The following is an 18,357-nucleotide window of genomic DNA, read 5'->3' as shown; positions in this document are numbered from 1 at the left end:
ATTTCCACGGTCAGCGAAGAACTCGCGTCGACATCGCTGGAGGAGGCGATCCGGTGGATCAACTACACCATCGAGAGCGAGCTGCTGATGAACCAGATTTTGGAAGCGAGCAAGCGGATTTCGGCGTTGGTCGCCGACGCCAAGCAGTATTCGCAGCTGGACCGCGCCCCGTTCCAGGTGGCCAACATCCACGAATTGCTGCGCTCCACACTGGTGATGTTCGCCGACCGGTTGACCAAGGACGGAAGCAGGGGCACCAAAGCGATCACCCTGGTGAAGGATTTCGACCAGTCGCTTCCCGAAATTCCCTGTTACCCAGGTGATCTCAACCAGGTGTGGACCAACATCATCGACAACGCCATCGCCGCGATGCGCGACACGGGCGGCACGCTGACCGTCCGCACCGGCCGGGAGGGCGAGAACATGGTTCGCGTCGAGATCTGCGACACCGGGCCCGGGGTGCCCGAGGAAGCCCGCGAGCACATCTTCGAGCCGTTCTTCACCACCAAGCCGTTCGGCGAGGGCACCGGCCTCGGGCTGGACCTGGCGTTCAACATCGTCGTCAAGAAGCATCGCGGGGACCTGCGCGTCGAATCGGTGCCCGGCGACACCCGGTTCATCGTGCTGCTACCGCTGGAAGTCCCGCCGGTCGCGGACCCGGAGCCGGTCGAATCGGTGGAATAGGGCCGCCGCCGCGCCGGTTGGGAACAACCATGACCGATGCAGCGAGCAAGCCCAACCTCGGCCGGTTCGGATCGTTCGGACGCGGCGTCACGCCTGAACAAGCCAAAGACATCGAAGCCCTGGGCTACGGGGCCGTCTGGGTGGGCGGCTCTCCCCCCGCCGAGCTGGCCTGGGTGGAGCCCATCCTCGAAGCGACGACCACCCTGCAGGTGGCCACCGGCATCGTCAACATCTGGACGGCCGCGGCCAAGCCGGTAGCCGAGTCATTCCACCGCATCGACAAGGCCTACCCTGGCCGCTTCCTGTTGGGCATCGGCGTCGGCCATCCCGAGGCGCACGCGGAGTACCGCAAGCCCTACGACGCGCTGGCCGAGTACCTGCAACAACTCGACGACTACGGCGTGCCCGCCCACCGCCGCGTGGTGGCCGCGCTCGGACCCCGGGTACTCAAGCTGTCCGCGGAGCGCGCCGCCGGGGCGCACCCGTACCTCACCACCCCCGAACACACCGCGCAGGCGCGCGAGCTGATCGGCCCGTCGGCGTTCCTGGCGCCCGAACACAAAGCCGTGCTGACCACCGACGTCGAGAAGGCCCGCACGGTGGGCCGCAGGGCGCTCGACATCTATTTCCAACTGGCCAACTACCGCAACAACTGGAAACGGCTCGGTTTCACCGACGAGGAAGTCATCAAGCCGGGCAGCGACCGCCTGATCGACTCGTTGGTCGCCTACGGCACGCCGGAGGCGATCGCGGCCCGATTGAAAGAGCACCTCGACGCGGGGGCCGACCACGTGCCGGTGCAGGTCCTGACGAAGGATGAAAACCTGGTGCCGGCGTTGGCCGAATTGGCGGGGCCGCTCGGACTGAGCTGACAGACGCGGGAGGGGACGTAGATGACCGAGGCAGTAGCACTCAAACCCGACCTGGGCCGGTTCGGCGTCTGGCTGCCCAGCCGATCCATCACCGCAGAACTGGCGGCGCGGATCGAGTCACTCGGCTACGGCGCCGCCTGGATCGGTGGTTCGCCGGACGCCGAGCTGTCGTGGGTGGAACCGGCCCTGGCGCAGACCTCCTCGCTGCAGCTGGCCACCGGGATCATCAACATCTGGACGGCGCAGGCCGCGGCCGTCGCCCGGTCCTTCCAGCGCATCGAAAAGGCTTATCCCGGAAGGTTTTTGCTCGGGGTCGGCGTCGGGCATCCCGAGCACACCCAGGAGTACGTCAAGCCGTACGACGCGCTGGCCTCCTACCTCGACGAGCTCGACGCCGCGATGGTGCCCACCAGCCGCCGCGTGCTCGCCGCGCTCGGGCCGCGCGTGCTGCGGCTGGCGGCCCAGCGCAGCGCCGGCGCGCACCCGTATCTGACCACGCCGGAACACACGGCCAAGGCCCGCGAACTGGTTGGCAAGTCCGTGTTCCTCGCGCCCGAACACAAGGTGGTGCTGACCACCCCGGACCAAGAAGGGGCGGAGGCAGCCCGCGCCATCGGGCGCAGGTATGCCGACTTCTACCTGGACCTGAGTAACTACGTGAACAACTGGCTGCGGCTCGGGTTCACCGAAGCCGACGTCCGCAAGCCGGGCAGCGACCGGCTGATCGACGCGGTGGTCGCGTATGGCACGCCGGAGGCCATCGCGCAGCGACTCCGCGAACACTGCGACGCCGGAGCCGACCACGTGGCCATCCAGGTGCTGGACAGCCAGGACGACGACGCGCTCGTTTCGGCGCTCAGCGAACTGGCCGGGCCGCTGGGGCTGACTGCCGCAAGCTGACCCGTCCGCTCGGTTAGGGTTTGACCATGCGGTTACTGGTCACCGGCGGCGCGGGGTTCATCGGCGCGAACTTCGTGCACAGCACCGTCCGCGAACACCCCGAGGACTCGGTGACGGTGCTCGACGCCCTGACCTACGCCGGGCGGCGGGAGTCGCTGGCCGACGTCGAGGACGCCATTCGGCTGGTCGTCGGGGACATCTGCGACACCGAGCTGGTCTCCGGGCTGGTCGCCGAGTCCGACGCGGTCGTGCACTTCGCCGCGGAAAGCCACGTGGACAACGCGCTGGACGACCCGGGCCCGTTCCTGCACACGAACGTGGTCGGCACGTTCACCATCCTGGAAGCCGTCCGGCGCCACGGCGTGCGGCTGCACCACATTTCGACCGACGAGGTCTACGGCGACCTCGAGCTCGACGACCCCAACCGGTTCACCGAATCGACGCCCTACAACCCGTCGAGCCCGTATTCGGCCACCAAGGCGGGCGCCGACATGCTGGTCCGGGCGTGGGTTCGCTCCTACGGCGTGCGCGCGACGATCTCGAATTGCTCGAACAACTACGGCCCGTATCAGCACGTCGAGAAGTTCATCCCGCGCCAGATCACCAACGTGCTCACCGGCCGGCGGCCCAAGCTGTATGGCAGCGGCGCCAACGTCCGCGACTGGATCCACGTCGACGACCACAACAGCGCCGTGCGGCGCATCCTGGAAATGGGCGAAATCGGCCGCACCTACCTGATCAGCTCGGAGGGCGAACGCGACAACCTCAGCGTGCTGCGCACGCTGCTGAAGATGATGGGCCGCGAACCCGACGACTTCGACCACGTGTCCGACCGCGTCGGCCACGACTTGCGCTACGCCATCGACCCGTCGATGCTCTACGACGAATTGTGCTGGGCGCCAAAGCATACCGACTTCGAGGAGGGCTTGAGCGCCACCATCGACTGGTATCGTGCGAACGAATCGTGGTGGCGCCCTCTGAAGGACGCCGCGGAAGCCCGTTACGAAGAGCGTGGTCAATGAGATGAAGGTGCGCGAACTCGCCGTCCCCGGCGCCTGGGAGATCACCCCCACCCTTCGGGGCGATTCCCGCGGCATGTTCTTCGAATGGCTTACCGACCGCAGCTTCGCCGAGTTCGCCGGTCACCGGTTGGATGTGCGGCAGGCGAACTGCTCCGTTTCGTCCGCGGGGGTGCTGCGCGGCCTGCATTTCGCCGAGCTGCCGCCGAGCCAGGCGAAATACGTCACCTGCGTACGCGGCGCGGTGTTCGACGTCGTGGTGGATATTCGCGAGGGTTCACCGACGTTCGGGCAGTGGGATTCGGTGCTGCTCGACGACCAGGACCGCAGGACGATCTACATCTCCGAAGGCCTGGGGCACGGCTTCCTTGCTTTGCAGGACGATTCGACGGTGATGTATCTGTGCTCTGCGGAGTACAACCCCCAGCGCGAACACACCATTTGTGCGACCGACCCGGCGATCGGGATCGACTGGCCGCTGGTTAACGGCGTCGTCCCCAGCCTGTCGGACCGCGACGCGGCGGCGCCCAGCCTCGAAGAAATCCGCCGGGCGGGGCTTTTGCCCAAGTGGGACGAGACGCTGGAGTTTGTCGACGGGATGCGTAACGAATAATCATTACGAGCAATTGACGCTGACCAGGCGTTCGGTTGGTTATCTCATGCGCAAGACGCATCAGATCCAATTTTGGCAAAGTAGCCCCCACCCGGCCCCGATAAATGGTGGAATCGGTGATGCGGGGGGTGTGAATTGACCTTTGTGGTGGTCAGAGGCGATACGATGGCGTCGAGCAACGGCGCTCGGGCGAAGGGGGCCGATGAAGCTAGCGCAGGTCTTCGATCCGCGGAGCAACGCATTGAACGCGTGGCGCCTGCTGCTGGCGGCCGAGGTGATCTTTATTCACTCGTGGGGGGTCACGGGCCGCAACCCCACGAACAGGCCGGTTTATCAACTTCTACTCTGTGTGGGGGTTGACGGGTTCTTCGCGATCTCGGGGTTCCTGATCACCGCCAGTTGGCTCAGCAACCCGCGGGTCCGCGACTATTTCGCGGCCCGTGCGCTTCGCATCCTCCCTGGCTTCTACGCGTGCTTGATCGTTACCGCGTTTGTCTTCGCCCCGCTCGGGGTGGCAATGCAGGGCGGTTCGGCCACCAGGCTTATATCCTCCGGCGCGCCGTTGGAGTTCGTCTTGGAGAACAGCGCCGTGGCACTAGTCAAGTTCGATATCGGCGGGACGCCGCAAGGGGTTCCGGTCGCGGGTGTCTGGAACGGGTCACTGTGGTCCCTCGTTTGGGAAGTGATGTGCTATCTGATCGTTGCCGTCATCGGCGTGGTCGGACTTGCTAGTCACCGGTGGGTTTCTCCCGCCATTCTGGTGGCGGCGCTGATCGGGGCGTCGCTAATGCCGCCCCTGGCCTCTCCGGAGGAACTGGCTCACCAGCAAGGCAATGCGCTCGTCCCCCTCTTATTCTTGGCCTGCCGAACCGCCATCATGTTTTCGGCGGGCGCGCTCCTATACCAATGGCGGGACAGGATCCCCGCTCGCTGGTCCCTCGTTGGAGTGAGCTTGGTCATCGTTGCGTTGTCCAGCCTGCTGCCCGACTACCGTATGGTGGCCGCCCTTCCGCTGGCTTATGCCATCGTTGTGTCGGGCGCCTTGATCCACAATAAGCGCCTGAGATTGCGCACGGATCTCTCCTATGGCGTCTACATTTACGCATTCCCAATCCAGCAGCTGCTGGTCATCGGCGGGCTGAAATGGCTAAATCCGTTCGTGTTCTTCGTCGTTGCCACGGCAGCGACCCTGCCGCTGGCCGCGGCAAGCTGGTTTTTCGTCGAGAACCCCGCGCGGTCGCTCAAACGTCGTCTCAGGCGAAAGTCACCTGCCCTCCGAGAGCAGACAAAGCAAACGGTGCTCGTGGTGTCCACAGAGGTTCGAGGTACCGCACTTCCTCCTGAATTCCGGGGCACCGCCTAGTTGCAGCCCGATACGATGGCGCGGACGGCGCTGGGCATAGACGACAAGCGGAGGCGAATGAAGCTCGGACTGGTATTCGATCCGCGAAACAACGCGCTGAACGCATTCCGGCTGGCGCTGGCGGCCGAGGTGATGCTGTTCCACTCGTGGCCGATTACAGGACGCATGCCACCCGCGGCGATTCTTCAGCTGTTCTTCTCGGTGGGCGTCGACGGCTTCTTTGCGATCTCCGGCTTTCTCATCACCGCCAGCTGGCTCAACGACCCACGAGTCCGCGACTATCTCGTTGCTCGAGCCCTGCGCATTCTTCCTGGGTTTTACGTTTGCCTATTCGTGACCGCCTTCGTCATTGCTCCGATAAGTGTTGCGATTCAGGGCGGCTCGGCCCTCAAGCTCCTGCTGTCCAGCGACCCGCTCGAGTACGTCTGGAAGAACGCCGCAGTGGCCTACCTTCATCAGGGTGTCGGTGCCACACCGAGCGGGATCCCGGATGCGGGAAAATGGAACGCCTCCCTGTGGTCCCTCATCTGGGAACTGATGTGCTACCTGGTTGTCGCACTCATCGGCGTCATCGGACTCGCCAATCGCCGCTGGGTGTCCCCTGCAATTTTGGTCCTAGCGGTGTTCGGGGCGTTGCTATTGCCGCCCCTGACATTTCCCGGGGTATGGACCATCCCGCAGTTGGCTGTGCGATCGGCGATCATGTTTGCGGCCGGCGCGGTGCTGTATCAGTGGCGCGACGTGATTCCCGCCCGATGGTCACTGGTCGCGGTGAGCGTGGTGATTGTCTTGTTGGCAGGCCTGTTGCCCGATTACCGCGTGGTGGCTGCCCTTCCGCTGGCTTATGCCGTCATCGTCTCGGGCGCCTTGATCCGCAACAAGCGACTGAGATTACGCACGGATCTTTCGTACGGCGTCTACATCTACGCGTACCCGATGCAACAGTTGCTCGCGGTCTGCGGACTTATCTGGCTGCATCCGATTGTGTTCTTTCTCATTTCGGCGCTGGCCACCCTGCCCTTGGCGGCGCTGAGCTGGTTCTTGGTCGAAAAGCCCGCGCAGACTCTCAGATCTCGCCTCAAGCGGAAGTGGTCTGTTCGCGACCTCGCCGAAGTCGGCGAACTCCCCGATCCCGCCGAATCGCCAGCTCCCCCGCCCACAGCAGCACCGTCAACGCCTCCGCGGTCACCGTAATCGCGGCATACGGCGCCGGTTCCCAACCTCGCTCGACAAACCCCTGCAGCCCAACGGTCCTCGATAGCGCGAACGCGACCAGCGAGCCGCCCGCCACGGCGGCCGCGGCCCACCGCAGCCATTCGGGGCCCCCGAGCAGGATCAGCAGGGCGAGGGCGAACGAGGCGCTGGCCTGAACCAGAAACGCGGCGCCGATGTCCGGGATGTGGCGATAGCCATGGACATACAGGTAGGCGTGGCCGGCGGCGCTGACGACCAGTGACACGGCCAGGCCGAGGCGAATCAGCAGAGTCATTGCAGGGCCTGCTCTTTCAACGCCAGGACGGTCTCGCCCTTGGTGTAGCTCACCTCGCGGATGCCGAGCGCGTCGCGGAGCTTGCCCGCGGGCAGGGTGACCGGCTTGGGCGCGGGCCCGTCGCCGGGCTTCGGCAGCGGATACGCGGTCGTAGTCCCGCTGTAGAACGTCACCTTGCCCTCCGTCTTGGAAAAGAGTTGGTGCACATGCCCGTTCAGGCAGGTGACCGACGAGAACCGGCGCAGGTAGGACAGCGCCTGGGTCGCGTCGTCGGTGCCCCAGCCCCAGTTCGGGTACATCGCGAACAACGGGATGTGGCTGAACACGATGACGGGGGTGTCGCTCGACAGCCGCGCGACGTCCTTCTCGACGAACTCCAGCTGGTCGGTCCCCAGGTGCCCGAGTTTGTGCAGGTTCAACGTGTTGACCAGTGCGATCACGTGGACGCCCGCGGTGTCGAAGCTGTACCAGCCGTCACCGGCGGATCCGGCGCCGAAGGCGCTGCGGTACTTCTGGCCCGCGTCGTCGACGGAGTCGTGCTCCCCCGGAACGGTGAACACGTGCGGCGTCTTCAAGGCGGTCATCATCTGCTTCACCTGGTCGAACTGCTCGGGGCTGGACAGGTGCGTGAGGTCACCGGTATGCACCACGAAATCCGGTGTGTAGCCGAGGTTGTTGACCTGGTCGATGGCGTGGCCGAATGTGCCGGCGACGTCCGGGTTGGGTGCCCCGGTGAAGCCGATGTGGCTGTCGCTGATCTGCGCGAACCGCAGGGCGGGCCGGGCGTGGGTGTGCTCGGTGGCGGCCGCGCCGGCGACGTGCGAAATGACCTCGCCGCCAACCACGGAGAACCCGACCGCCGCGCCGAACCAAGCCGTGTGTCGCATCAGCTGGCGGCGACTCATGTTCGGGTTCACCGGGTCACCACCACGGTCCCGTGCATCATCGGGTGGATCGAGCACACGTAGTCGAAAGTGCCCGGGTCGGTGAAGGTGTGGGTGAAGGTGGCACCGGTCCCCATCCCGGGCGAGTGGAACGACCCGTCGCTCGCGGCCACGGTGTGGGGCTCTTCGTCGCGGTTGGTCCACGTGACCGTGGTGCCCGCGGTGACGGTCAGCGTCACGGGCGCGAATGCGAAACCGTCGATGTTGACCTGGTTGCCGGTCGCCGGCGCCGCCGGTGCGGTGACGGACGTGGAACCCATGGACACGCCGGGACTGGAGCCGGCGGCCGGCCGCGAAGCCGAGCAACCCGCCAGCACCGCGGCGACGGCCAGCGCGGCCGCCGAAAGTTTTGTAAGCGTCATGCCCATAGATAGGGCGACGCGTTACACCACTCAGGCGGGCTGGTCGGGACGCGGGGGCGCGAACACCTCGATGACGCCGTCGGCCTCGCGAACCAACAACGGCGGCAACGGCTTCGGGGCGATCGGCAACTGATGGGTGAGCACCTGCCCGGTCGGCGAGAAGGACGTCGAGTGACAGGGGCAGCGCAGCGTGTCGTCGGGCGCGTCGAACCACAACCGGCACCCCTGATGGGTGCACACGCCGGAGACGGCCTGGGGTTTGCCGTCGACACGGCGCACGAATCCGCTGACCGAACCCAGGTCGAACGGGTGCATGACCCCGTCGGTCACCTGCGAGCTGGCCGCCACGCGCTGCCACGTCCCGGCGTTGGGCGTGAGCGGCGCGTTGTCGGCGGCCGGGACACCACCGCTTTCACCGGTGACCAGCGCGCGGTCGATGGACAGCGCGGTGACCGCGGCGGCCGCCGCGGCGGACGTCCCGACGATGACCTGGCGGCGGGTGCTGCTGTGTTTGGGCGCCGCTTCTCCGCGGCCGTCGGACATCTGTTCGGCGATGCGGCGATGCAGATCGTCGAGGAACTCCGGGCGCGGCGCGTCGCCCCTGCGCCCGGCCGCGCGCAGTTCGATCGCCGTGCGCAGCTGCGCCGCCTCGAAGTCGTCGGGGGCGAACGGCCTGGGCCGGCGGCCCCGCAACAGGTCGTCGACGTATCGGCGTAACCCGCGGGCGTTCATGGTGCGCCCCCCTCGCTCACCTGTGCCGCCAGCCGCAGCGCGCGATGCTGTAGCACCTTGGCGTTGGCGACGCTGACCCCCAGCTCCGCGGCGGAGTCCTTGATCGAATGACCCTGCAGGAAGCGCAGTTCCAGGATGTGCCGGTAACGGTCCGGAAGGTTGTCCAGGACCCGGGCGACACGCTGCGGCGCCGTGCTGATCGCCTCCTCGCTTTCCGGTGGCTGTTCGATGTCGTCGATCGAGGTTATCTCCCGGCCCAGCGTCTCCCGCCAGTGCGCGGCCAGCACCGTTCGCGCGGTGACCCGCAGGTACGCGCGCACCTCGCCGACGCTCGCGGTCAGCCGGAGCGGCCGCAGCGCCGCCAGGAAGACCTCGGCGGTGAGGTCCTCGGCGTCGGCCCGGTTGCCGACACGCGCGAACAGCGTGCGATACACCCAGGACGCGTTGTCCTGGTACACCGCTTCCCAATCGGGATAGCCATCGTCAATGCCGCTGTCGGGCACCGCCCGCAGCGGCCGTTTGACGGGTTCGTTTCCTGCCGCCACGTGCCTCCTCCACCCGATGAATATCGAGCCGGGTTACACCGGGTATCACGGTGCCGCGAGCGAGGTTTGTTCACTGAGCAGTTCGTCGAGTTTGGCGGCGGTGGCCGAGAATACCGACTTGGCGATGCTGAGTATGCGTTCACGGACGCGGGGCTTCGCCGACGCCGGCGGCAACAGGTGGCCGATCAGGTGACCGAACAGGTCCAGGCGCGCCGCGGACATCCAGGCGGTCAGGTCCGGGTCGTCGAGCCAGCGCAACTGATTGGCGTAGTCGGCCCGCGCCAGCCGCAGCCAGTCCGTGTCGGTGTCGGGATGCGGCAACGGCACGCACAGCTCGTTCTTGACCGGGTCGTCGTGATACGCGGCTTCGACGTGGGCGATCAGCGCGGCGCTGAAGATCTGCTGGCAGCCGCGAACGGCTTGCAGCGTGATGTGTCCGGCACCGAAAATGGGTGTCGCCGGCCGCTTTTCGGCGCCGTCGGCGGTGCAGTCGATGTACAGGTCGTCACCGCCGCGCATCACCGTGCCGCCGTCGAGGACGATTCGGTCCGCGTCCACGCGCCGCACGTGGCCCATTCGGACCACGTCGCCGATGCGGCGGAGCTGATCGAGTTCCAGCCGGGTGACGGTCGCGCAGCGGTACATGGTGGGCCGGACCGCCGGGTCGACGCGCAGCAGCAGGCCGGCGTCCTCCTGCCTCGCGAACAGGTCCTCGACCGACGTGGCGTCCCAGATGGCCCGCAGCTGCGCGGTGAAGCTGTTCTTGATGACGTCGGCGAACAACGACCCGGGCTGCATCGTCGCCCGATCCAGCAGCCACGAGTCGCGGGGCACGATCCAGGTCAGCCGCTCCGGCGCGATGCCCTGGCCGAGCAGCCACAGGCACGTGTCGATGCCGGTCTTGCCGGCGCCGACGATCACGTACCGCTGGTGCGCGCCGAGCCGTGGCAGGTCGCCGGGGGGCACGCAGGCGACGCCGGGTGCGACCGCGTAGGGGGGCGGGCGCATGGCCGGCACCGTGACGCGCATGTAGGTGGCGTCGACGACGCGGCGCGCCACGGTGACGGTGTAGTCGTCGCCCGCGAGCGTGGTGAAGCGGCCTTTTGCGCCTTCCTGGCCGCGGTACTCGCTCATCGGGAAGTAGGTGACCCGCCCGGTCGCCAACAGCTGCCGGCGCATCACGTGGTCGTAGTAGGCGCACACCTCCCCGGCGGTGGCCAACTCGTAAAGCCCCTGATTCCAACCGATTCGGTCAATCGAGTCGCTGCCCAGCGGCAGCGAGTTGACGCCGTAGAACGCCGAGGGCTGATGCAGGCGGACGAACGGGTAGGCCATGGTCCAGTGCCCGCCCGGCTGGTGGTTGCGATCGACCAGCACCACGCGGGCGTCCGTCTCGGATACCAGCGTGTCGACGAACGCCATGCCCATGGCGCCCGCGCCGACCACCAGGTAGTCGGCCTCGATGGTGTGCATACGCCTGAAGGCTAGCGCGCTCAGCCGATGTCGGCCGCCGCGGCGCGGAGGTCATCGAGGGCCTTGAGGGCCAATTCGGCGAGGTCCTGGTCGTCGTCCCCGGCAAGCCATTCGGCGTAGGCCTCCTTGAACGCGAGCACGCCCAGCTCGGCGGCCAGGGCCGCGACCCTCTTCGGCACGCCCCGCGCGCGCAACGCGTCGGCCGTGGCCGCGGCGAGGCCGACCTGTTTGAGCGCGTCGCGCTCCTGCAGCTCGGTGCTGCTGGCGATGACGGCCTGCAGCCGGGGACCCAGCTCGCGATTGAACGGCGCCAACGGCCCGGCCGCCCGCTGTAGCCCGGCGGCGACCGCGGCGAGCGGGCTTGCATTCGGGGGCGCCGAGGCGATGCCCTCGGTCAGCAGTCGCGCGAGGGTCTCCTGGCCGGCCGCCAGCACCTCGCGCTTGTCGGGGAAGTACCGGAAGAAGGTGCTTTTCGTCAGGCCGGCCCGATCGGCGATCTCGGCGACGGTGGTCCGGTCGTAACCCTGATCGGAGAACAGCTGCAGGGCGGCGGCGACCAGCCGCGCGCGCGCATCCGGTTCCCAACGGGGCATCCGGTCATCGTAGCGATGCGACATTTGTCCCATCACTCTGCTAGCGTGATGAGACATAAGTCCCATCACTCGAGGAGATGCTCATGCGCGTGTTCGTCACCGGCGCCACCGGCGGGATCGGTTCGGCAGTCGTGCCCGAGCTCATCGGCGCGGGCCACCAGGTCTTGGCGTTGGCGCGCTCCGACGCGTCGGCCCGGGCCGCCCGAGCCCTGGGAGCCGACGTGCTGCCCGGCGATCTTGATGACCCGGACAGCCTGCGCACGGGCGCCAAGGAGTCCGACGGGGTCGTTCACCTCGCCTTCCTGCACTTCGACGATTTCGAGAAGGCGGTCGCCCAGGAAGCCGGCGCGGTCGAGGCGTTCGGCGCCGCGCTCGACGGGACCGGCAAGCCGTTCGTGATGGCGTCGGGCACGCCCCCCGTCCCGGGTCGCGCCTCCACCGAGCGGGATGCGCCACCGACGGAGGGCCCGATCGGCGGGCGTGCCCACAACGCGCACGCCGCCCTGGAACTGGCCGCCCGAGGCGTCCGTTCGGCGGTGGTCCGCCTCCCCCGCTCCGTCCATCGGGCCGGCGGCCCCTGCGGTTTCGCCTCCCTGCTCGTCGAGGCCGCCCGACGAACCGGGGTGTCCGGATACGTCGGCGACGGCACCCAGCGCTGGCCCGCCGTGCACGTCCTCGACGCCGCCCGCCTGTTCCGCCTGGTCCTCGAGGAGGCCACTCCGGGGACGGTGGCGCACGCCGTCGCCGACGAGGGCGACCCGATGCGCGCGCTCGCCGAGGCGATCGGCGGCCAGCTCGGTCTCCCCGCGGCGTCGGTCCCCGCCGAGCATTTCGGACCCCTGGGCGCCGTCTACGCCCTGGACCAGCCGGCCTCGAGCGAGCTGACCCGCGAGCGATTCGGCTGGCAGCCCACCCATCCGAGCCTGCTGGCCGACCTGGAGGCCGGAAACTACCCCAGCTGAAATACCGCGTCCTTGCGACGCCCGGCGGCGGTTACTAGGATATCCAAGTATCCGCCTCTCACGCGCGTACGAACCCGAGGACACCATGAGCACACAGATCCCCCACTTCATCGACGGGCAGCGCACCGCCGGCCAGTCCAGCGGCACCGCCGACGTCTTCAACCCCAGCACCGGCGAGGTGCAGGCGCAGGTGGCGATGGCCGGCAAGGCCGACGTCGACGCCGCGGTGGCCTCGGCCGTCGAAGCGCAAAAGGATTGGGCCGCATGGAATCCGCAGCGTCGTGCCCGGGTGATGATGCGTTTCATCGACCTGGTCAACGACCACATGGACGAGCTCGCCGAGCTGCTGTCCCTCGAGCACGGCAAGACGCTGGCCGACGCGCGCGGTGACATCCAGCGCGGCATCGAGGTCATCGAGTTCGCCGTCGGCATCCCCCATTTGCTCAAGGGGGAGTACAGCGAGGGCGCCGGCCCCGGCATCGATGTCTACTCGCTGCGCCAGCCCCTGGGCGTGGTCGCGGGCATCACCCCGTTCAACTTCCCGGCCATGATCCCGCTGTGGAAGGCCGGACCCGCCCTGGCGTGCGGGAACGCGTTCGTCCTCAAGCCCAGCGAGCGCGACCCCTCGGTCCCGGTGCGGTTGGCGGAGCTGTTCGGAGAGGCGGGCCTGCCGCCCGGCGTCTTCCAGGTGGTGCACGGCGACAAGGAGGCCGTCGACGCCATCCTGCACCACCCCGACATCCAGGCCGTGGGCTTCGTCGGCAGCTCGGACATCGCGCAGTACATCTACGCGACGGCCGCGGCCACCGGCAAGCGTTCGCAGTGCTTCGGCGGCGCCAAGAACCACATGATCGTGATGCCCGACGCGGATCTCGACCAGGCCGTCGACGCGCTGATCGGAGCCGGCTACGGCAGCGCCGGCGAACGCTGCATGGCGATCAGCGTCGCGGTGCCGGTCGGCGAGCAGACCGCGAACCGCCTGCGCGCCAGGCTGATCGACCGGATCAACAACCTGCGGGTGGGCCACAGCCTGGATCCCAAGGCCGACTACGGTCCGCTGGTCACCGAGGCCGCGCTGGCGCGTGTGCGCGACTACATCGAGCAGGGCGTGGCCGCCGGAGCGGAGATAGTGATCGACGGGCGCGAACGCGCCAGCGACGACCTGACCTTCGACGACGCCAGCCTCGAGGGCGGATTCTTCATCGGCCCAACGCTGTTCGATCACGTCACCCCCGACATGTCGATCTACACCGACGAAATCTTCGGGCCGGTGCTGTGCATCGTGCGCGCCCACGACTACGAAGAGGCGCTGCGGTTGCCGTCGGAGCACGAGTACGGCAACGGCGTCGCGGTCTTCACCCGCGACGGCGACGCCGCGCGTGACTTCGTGTCCCGGGTCCAGGTGGGCATGGTCGGTGTCAACGTGCCGATCCCGGTTCCGGTGGCCTACCACACGTTTGGCGGTTGGAAGCGTTCCGGCTTCGGCGACCTGAACCAGCACGGCCCGGCGTCGATCCAGTTCTACACCAAGGTCAAGACCGTCACGTCGCGGTGGCCGTCCGGCATCAAGGACGGCGCCGAATTCGTGATTCCCACGATGGATTAGGGCACTATGTTCACCCTGAACGACGACGAACGGGTCATCACCGAAACGGCGGCCGCGTTCGCCGCCAAACGAATCGCCCCGCACACGCTGGAATGGGACGCGGCCAAGCACTTTCCGACCGACGTGCTGCGCGAGTCCGCCGAGCTCGGCATGGCGGCGATCTACTGCCGCGAAGACGCCGGCGGCAGCGGGCTGCGCCGGCTAGACGGGGTCCGCATTTTCGAGCAGCTGGCCATCGCGTGCCCGACGATCGCGGCGTTCCTGTCGATTCACAACATGTGCGCGTGGATGATCGACAAGTTCGGCACCGCCGAACAGCGCAAGGCGTGGGTGCCGCGGCTGGCCGCGATGGACGTCATCGCCAGCTACTGCCTCACCGAGCCGGGCGCGGGTTCGGACGCCAGCGCGTTGAGTACGCGCGCCGTCCGCGAGGGCGGCGACTACGTGCTCGACGGCGTCAAGCAGTTCATCTCCGGCGCGGGGGCTTCGGACGTCTACGTCGTGATGGCCAGGACCGGCGGTGAGGGTCCGCGCGGAATCTCGGCCTTCGTCGTCGAAAAGGGCGCGCGGGGGCTGAGTTTCGGTGCGCTGGAAGAGAAGATGGGCTGGCACGCGCAACCCACCGCGCAGGTGATCCTGGAGGGTGTGCGAGTGCCCGCCGAGGCCATGCTGGGTGGCGCGGACGGCGAGGGCGCCGGCTTCGGCATCGCGATGAACGGCCTCAACGGCGGCCGGCTCAACATCGCGGCGTGCTCGCTGGGCGGCGCCCAGTCCGCCTTCGACAAGACGGGCGCCTATGTCCGGGAACGGGCGGCGTTCGGCAAAGCCCTGCTCGACGAGCCCACGATCCGGTTCACCCTGGCCGACATGGCCACCGGGCTGGAAACGTCGCGAATGATGTTGTGGCGGGCCGCGGATGCGTTGGACAACGACGACCCAGACAAGGTCGAGCTGTGCGCGATGGCCAAGCGCTACGTCACCGACACCTGCTTCGAGGTCGCCGACAAGGCCCTGCAGCTGCACGGCGGCTACGGCTACCTGCGCGAGTACGGCCTGGAGAAGATCGTCCGCGACCTACGCGTGCACCGCATCCTGGAGGGCACCAACGAGATCATGCGGGTGGTCGTCGGGAGGGCCGAGGCGGCGCGAGTGCGGGCGAGCGCGTAGAAAGGCGACCATGACGAGCATCGCTTTCCTCGGCCTGGGCAACATGGGCGGACCGATGTCGGCGAACCTGGTGGCGTCGGGGCACACGGTGCGCGGCTTCGATCCGGTGCCCGCGGCCGTCGCGGCTGCGGCCGGCAACGGTGTCACGACGTTCGACAGCGCGGCCGACGCCGTGGCCGGGGCCGACGTGGTGATCACCATGCTGCCCAACGGCGACCTGGTGAAGCGCTGCTACACCGATGTCCTGCCGGCCGCCAAACCGGGCGCGTTGTTCATCGACAGCTCGACCATTTCGGTCAACGACGCCCGCGAGGTACATGCGCTCGCCGAGTCGCATGGCGTGTCGCAGCTCGACGCGCCGGTCTCCGGGGGCGTGAAGGGCGCCGTCGCGGGGACGCTGGCGTTCATGGTGGGCGGCGACGACGACGCCCTGGAGCGGGCCCGGCCGGTGCTGGAGCCCATGGCGGGCAAGGTCATTCACTGCGGCGCGGCGGGCGCCGGCCAGGCCGCCAAGGTGTGCAACAACATGGTCCTGGCGGTGCAGCAGATCGCCATCGGCGAGGCGTTCGTCCTGGCCGAGAAACTCGGGCTGTCGGCGCAGTCCCTCTTCGACGTCATCACCGGCGCGACCGGCAACTGCTGGGCCGTGCACACCAATTGCCCGGTGCCGGGCCCGGTGCCCACATCTCCGGCCAACAACGACTTCAAGCCGGGGTTCGCGACCGCCCTGATGAACAAGGACCTGGGCCTGGCCATGGACGCGGTGGCCTCGACCGGGTCGGCGGCGCCGCTGGGCAGGCACGCCGCCGAGATCTACGCCAAATTCGCGGCCGACCACGCCGACAAGGACTTCAGCGCGGTCATCGAGATGCTCCGCTGATGGCTAAGAGCCGTCGTCTGACCGGTGCTCGGCCAGGGCGCCCCGGACGAAGGTGGCAAGGGCGCGCGCGGTCAGGTTGGCTTTCAGCGACCCGTTGGCCGCGCGTTGCAGTGCCAATCCGTGCGAGAGCGCGATTTGGGCGACACCGAATTCATACGGGCTGAGGGTCGATTCGATGCCGAGGCGGTCGAAGTGGAGGCTGATGAGCTCTCCAAGCCGGCGCCGATAGGACTCGTATATGGCACCGAACTCGTCGGCCTTGGCTCCACCGCGCATCGTATAGAGCTGGAATTCGGTGCTGAGTAGGCACCAGCTGCTGTCCTCGCCGAGAACCCGGTAGCGGCGTTCGATCGCCGGCGCCAGGTCGGAGGCGGACTTGATGCGATCAAGGGCGCGCCCCAGAGTGTCGATCTCCGCGTCGAGGTGGCGGCGGATCAGTTCGAGGAACAGGTGGTCCTTGGACTCGAAGTTGGAATAGAAAGCGCCGCGCGAGAATCCGGCCTCTTCGGCGATGACGTCGATCGGCGCCGCTTCGAAACCGACGCGGCAGAACACCCGGCCGGCGGATTCGATGAGCCGTTGCCTGGTTTGTTCGCGTTGCTCGGTCCGGGTCAAGCGAGCCACTCGCTACCTCCTGATCGCGTGTAGGCGCACCATCTGCAGTTGACACCGAGGTGACAGAGATGCATTCTCATACGCAAGTGTATCTTAATTTGCAGATGTATTCGCGCTTTCGGGCCCACCAGAGAGGGTGCACGCGTGATCGACCAGGATGAGGTCCCCCGGGCCGCGGAGTGGATCGAGCAAAACGAGACCCTGACCAGCCGGCGGGGTCACCGCATCGCCTTCCGGCGCCGCGGTGCGGGTCCGACCGTCCTGCTGCTGCACGGCTTTCCGACCTGGTCCTACGACTTCGCAGCCGTGGCCACCGAGCTCGCGCGGGACCACGAGGTCATCACACTGGACTTCCTCGGCTACGGTGCCTCGGACAAGCCCAACCCCTACGAGTATTCGGTGGCGGAATCGGCTGACATCGTCGCGGACCTCACCGCCCACCTCGGCGTGGCTTCGGTGAAGTTGGTGATTCACGATTACGGCGGAATCGTGGGGCAGGAACTCATCGACCGCGCCAATCGGGGCCGGCTCGGTTTCACCATCGACAGTGTCATCGTCTTGAACTCCGGGATCGTCTACAACGCGTATCGACCGACGCGGCTGCAAAGACTGCTGATCCTGCCGGTCGTAGGCCGAGTGCTGGCCGCCCGCGTCGACCCCGGGCGGGTCCGGTCCGGACTCGACGCCGTGCGCGGATCACGGCTCACCGACACCGAATTCGACGACTTGTGGCTGGGCATGTCGCGTGCAGGCGGTCACAAGCTCGCGCACCTTCTGATCAAGTACAACGCCGAACGGGCGGTCCATCACGATCGGTGGGAGGCCGCATTGGCGAATTGGCCGGGTCCGCTGCATCTGGTGTGGGGGCTTGAGGATCCGGTATCGGGTCGACATGTCCTCGACGCGGCGGCGAAAGTACTGCCCCGCGCCAGGGTGACCAAGCTTGCCGGTGTGGGTCACTACCCGCAGTCCGAAGCCGCACAACGCGTCGCCACGGCCATCCGGGCGGCCTGATCGCGCGACGTGTTCAGAAATCGCCGGCGTCGCGACGCAGCGACTCGATCGACGAAACCAGCGCCCGCGCTTCGCTTTCGGACATCCCGATATCGGCGAACACCTGCTCGTTGAGCGTGACGGTGGCGTCCTCGACCGTCGAGCGGCCCAGCTCGGTGATCTGCACCAGGGTGGTGCGCCCGTCGGTCGGATGCGGCACCCGCTGCACGAGCCCGTCGGCCTCCAGCCGGCGGATCGCGTGGGTCACGCTGGTGACGTGGACCTGCAGGCGGTCGGATGCCTTGGTGATCGGCAGCGCGCCGGTGCGGCTGAACGCCAACAGCCGCAGCAACTCATAGCGGGAGAAGCTCAGGTCGTAGGGACGCAACGCCGTCTCGACGCGGGCCAGCAGGATCTGGTGCGCCCGCATCACCGACGTCACCGCCACCATCCCCTGCGCGACGTCGGCCCACCCGGAGCGCTCCCAGTTGTCGCGCGCCGCGGCGATCGGGTCACGCTTCGGCGGTCGTGAGGCAGCCACGCCC

General features: G+C 67.6%; 21 protein-coding genes. 12 read left to right on the top strand and 9 right to left on the bottom strand.

Features of this window, described 5'->3' with window-relative positions; all coding sequences use genetic code 11:
- Positions 1 to 87: 87 nt before the first annotated feature.
- The 7 genes from A5691_RS29080 to A5691_RS05390 all read left to right on the top strand — a co-directional run bounded on the left by A5691_RS29080 (position 88) and on the right by A5691_RS05390 (position 6,645).
- Entirely contained in the window at positions 88 to 684 is a 597-nt protein-coding gene (locus tag A5691_RS29080; protein WP_369830452.1) for a sensor histidine kinase, read from the top strand.
- A 29-nt stretch (positions 685 to 713) separates the two neighbouring features.
- Positions 714 to 1,556 (top strand): LLM class F420-dependent oxidoreductase, encoded by an 843-nt coding sequence (locus A5691_RS05415; protein WP_067754415.1) that lies wholly within the window; start codon positions 714 to 716, stop codon positions 1,554 to 1,556.
- Between the two features lie 21 nt (positions 1,557 to 1,577).
- A complete protein-coding gene (locus A5691_RS05410) occupies positions 1,578 to 2,456 on the top strand; it encodes an LLM class F420-dependent oxidoreductase (protein WP_068017793.1) in 879 nt (292 codons plus the stop codon).
- 26 nt (positions 2,457 to 2,482) lie between these two features.
- Positions 2,483 to 3,478, top strand: a complete 996-nt coding sequence (rfbB, locus tag A5691_RS05405; protein WP_068017796.1) for a dTDP-glucose 4,6-dehydratase — start codon at positions 2,483 to 2,485, stop codon at positions 3,476 to 3,478.
- Between the two features lies 1 nt (position 3,479).
- Positions 3,480 to 4,088, top strand: a complete 609-nt coding sequence (rfbC, locus tag A5691_RS05400) for a dTDP-4-dehydrorhamnose 3,5-epimerase (protein WP_068017799.1) — start codon at positions 3,480 to 3,482, stop codon at positions 4,086 to 4,088.
- A gap of 202 nt (positions 4,089 to 4,290) precedes the next feature.
- Positions 4,291 to 5,451 (top strand): acyltransferase, encoded by a 1,161-nt coding sequence (locus A5691_RS05395; protein WP_068017802.1) that lies wholly within the window; start codon positions 4,291 to 4,293, stop codon positions 5,449 to 5,451.
- A 57-nt stretch (positions 5,452 to 5,508) separates the two neighbouring features.
- Positions 5,509 to 6,645, top strand: a complete 1,137-nt coding sequence (locus A5691_RS05390; RefSeq protein WP_082950153.1) for an acyltransferase — start codon at positions 5,509 to 5,511, stop codon at positions 6,643 to 6,645.
- Here A5691_RS05390 and A5691_RS05385 read toward each other — a convergent pair.
- The 7 genes from A5691_RS05385 to A5691_RS05355 are packed head-to-tail and all read right to left on the bottom strand — an operon-like array spanning position 6,530 to position 11,589.
- Positions 6,530 to 6,940, bottom strand: a complete 411-nt coding sequence (locus A5691_RS05385) for a hypothetical protein (protein ID WP_068266458.1) — start codon at positions 6,938 to 6,940, stop codon at positions 6,530 to 6,532. The two genes, A5691_RS05390 and A5691_RS05385, sit on opposite strands and share 116 nt — an antisense overlap.
- The gene (locus tag A5691_RS05380) at positions 6,937 to 7,845 is read right to left on the bottom strand and encodes a metallophosphoesterase (RefSeq protein ID WP_067754595.1); all 909 of its coding nucleotides are present in this window, start codon (positions 7,843 to 7,845) and stop codon (positions 6,937 to 6,939) included. Before A5691_RS05380 ends, A5691_RS05385 begins: the two co-directional genes overlap by 4 nt.
- Positions 7,846 to 7,853: 8 nt before the next feature.
- Positions 7,854 to 8,252, bottom strand: a complete 399-nt coding sequence (locus tag A5691_RS05375) for a cupredoxin family copper-binding protein (RefSeq protein ID WP_068017804.1) — start codon at positions 8,250 to 8,252, stop codon at positions 7,854 to 7,856.
- Positions 8,253 to 8,276: 24 nt separating this feature from the next.
- Positions 8,277 to 8,978: a Rieske (2Fe-2S) protein gene (locus A5691_RS05370; protein ID WP_068017807.1), complete on the bottom strand. Its 702-nt coding sequence runs from the start codon at positions 8,976 to 8,978 to the stop codon at positions 8,277 to 8,279.
- Positions 8,975 to 9,523 carry an RNA polymerase sigma factor gene (locus A5691_RS05365; RefSeq protein ID WP_067754388.1) on the bottom strand — a complete coding sequence of 183 codons (549 nt, stop codon included), beginning with the start codon at positions 9,521 to 9,523 and terminating at the stop codon, positions 8,975 to 8,977. The genes A5691_RS05370 and A5691_RS05365 overlap by 4 nt, the downstream gene beginning before the upstream one ends.
- Before the next feature lie 45 nt (positions 9,524 to 9,568).
- Complete coding sequence (locus tag A5691_RS05360) at positions 9,569 to 10,996, bottom strand: NAD(P)-binding protein (RefSeq protein WP_068017810.1); 1,428 nt, start codon at positions 10,994 to 10,996, stop codon at positions 9,569 to 9,571.
- Positions 10,997 to 11,016: 20 nt separating this feature from the next.
- The gene (locus A5691_RS05355) at positions 11,017 to 11,589 is read right to left on the bottom strand and encodes a TetR/AcrR family transcriptional regulator (RefSeq protein WP_067754589.1); all 573 of its coding nucleotides are present in this window, start codon (positions 11,587 to 11,589) and stop codon (positions 11,017 to 11,019) included.
- A gap of 83 nt (positions 11,590 to 11,672) precedes the next feature.
- Here A5691_RS05355 and A5691_RS05350 point away from each other — a divergent pair, with 83 nt between their 5' ends.
- The 4 genes from A5691_RS05350 (at position 11,673) to mmsB (ending at position 16,204) form a co-directional block, all read left to right on the top strand.
- Entirely contained in the window at positions 11,673 to 12,551 is an 879-nt protein-coding gene (locus tag A5691_RS05350; RefSeq protein ID WP_067890229.1) for an SDR family oxidoreductase, read from the top strand.
- Positions 12,552 to 12,636: 85 nt separating this feature from the next.
- Positions 12,637 to 14,157: a CoA-acylating methylmalonate-semialdehyde dehydrogenase gene (locus A5691_RS05345; RefSeq protein ID WP_067890219.1), complete on the top strand. Its 1,521-nt coding sequence runs from the start codon at positions 12,637 to 12,639 to the stop codon at positions 14,155 to 14,157.
- Between the two features lie 6 nt (positions 14,158 to 14,163).
- Entirely contained in the window at positions 14,164 to 15,324 is a 1,161-nt protein-coding gene (locus tag A5691_RS05340; protein WP_067754382.1) for an acyl-CoA dehydrogenase family protein, read from the top strand.
- A 10-nt stretch (positions 15,325 to 15,334) separates the two neighbouring features.
- Complete coding sequence (gene mmsB / locus A5691_RS05335; RefSeq protein ID WP_067754380.1) at positions 15,335 to 16,204, top strand: 3-hydroxyisobutyrate dehydrogenase; 870 nt, start codon at positions 15,335 to 15,337, stop codon at positions 16,202 to 16,204.
- 3 nt (positions 16,205 to 16,207) lie between these two features.
- On the opposite strand, the gene A5691_RS05330 is transcribed toward mmsB, so the two are convergent.
- Entirely contained in the window at positions 16,208 to 16,828 is a 621-nt protein-coding gene (locus tag A5691_RS05330) for a TetR/AcrR family transcriptional regulator (protein WP_082950150.1), read from the bottom strand.
- A gap of 135 nt (positions 16,829 to 16,963) precedes the next feature.
- Between A5691_RS05330 and A5691_RS05325 the strand changes: the two genes are divergently transcribed.
- Positions 16,964 to 17,833, top strand: a complete 870-nt coding sequence (locus tag A5691_RS05325; RefSeq protein ID WP_197499229.1) for an alpha/beta fold hydrolase — start codon at positions 16,964 to 16,966, stop codon at positions 17,831 to 17,833.
- A 13-nt stretch (positions 17,834 to 17,846) separates the two neighbouring features.
- Here A5691_RS05325 and A5691_RS05320 read toward each other — a convergent pair whose 3' ends face one another.
- Positions 17,847 to 18,353: a MarR family transcriptional regulator gene (locus tag A5691_RS05320; RefSeq protein ID WP_067754374.1), complete on the bottom strand. Its 507-nt coding sequence runs from the start codon at positions 18,351 to 18,353 to the stop codon at positions 17,847 to 17,849.
- Positions 18,354 to 18,357: the final 4 nt, after the last annotated feature.

The sequence above is a fragment of the Mycobacterium sp. E183 genome (assembly GCF_001667735.1).
Lineage (GTDB): Bacteria > Actinomycetota > Actinomycetes > Mycobacteriales > Mycobacteriaceae > Mycobacterium.
Note: the sequence above shows the minus strand (reverse complement) of the source record. Positions and strands in the feature narration are given on the sequence as shown.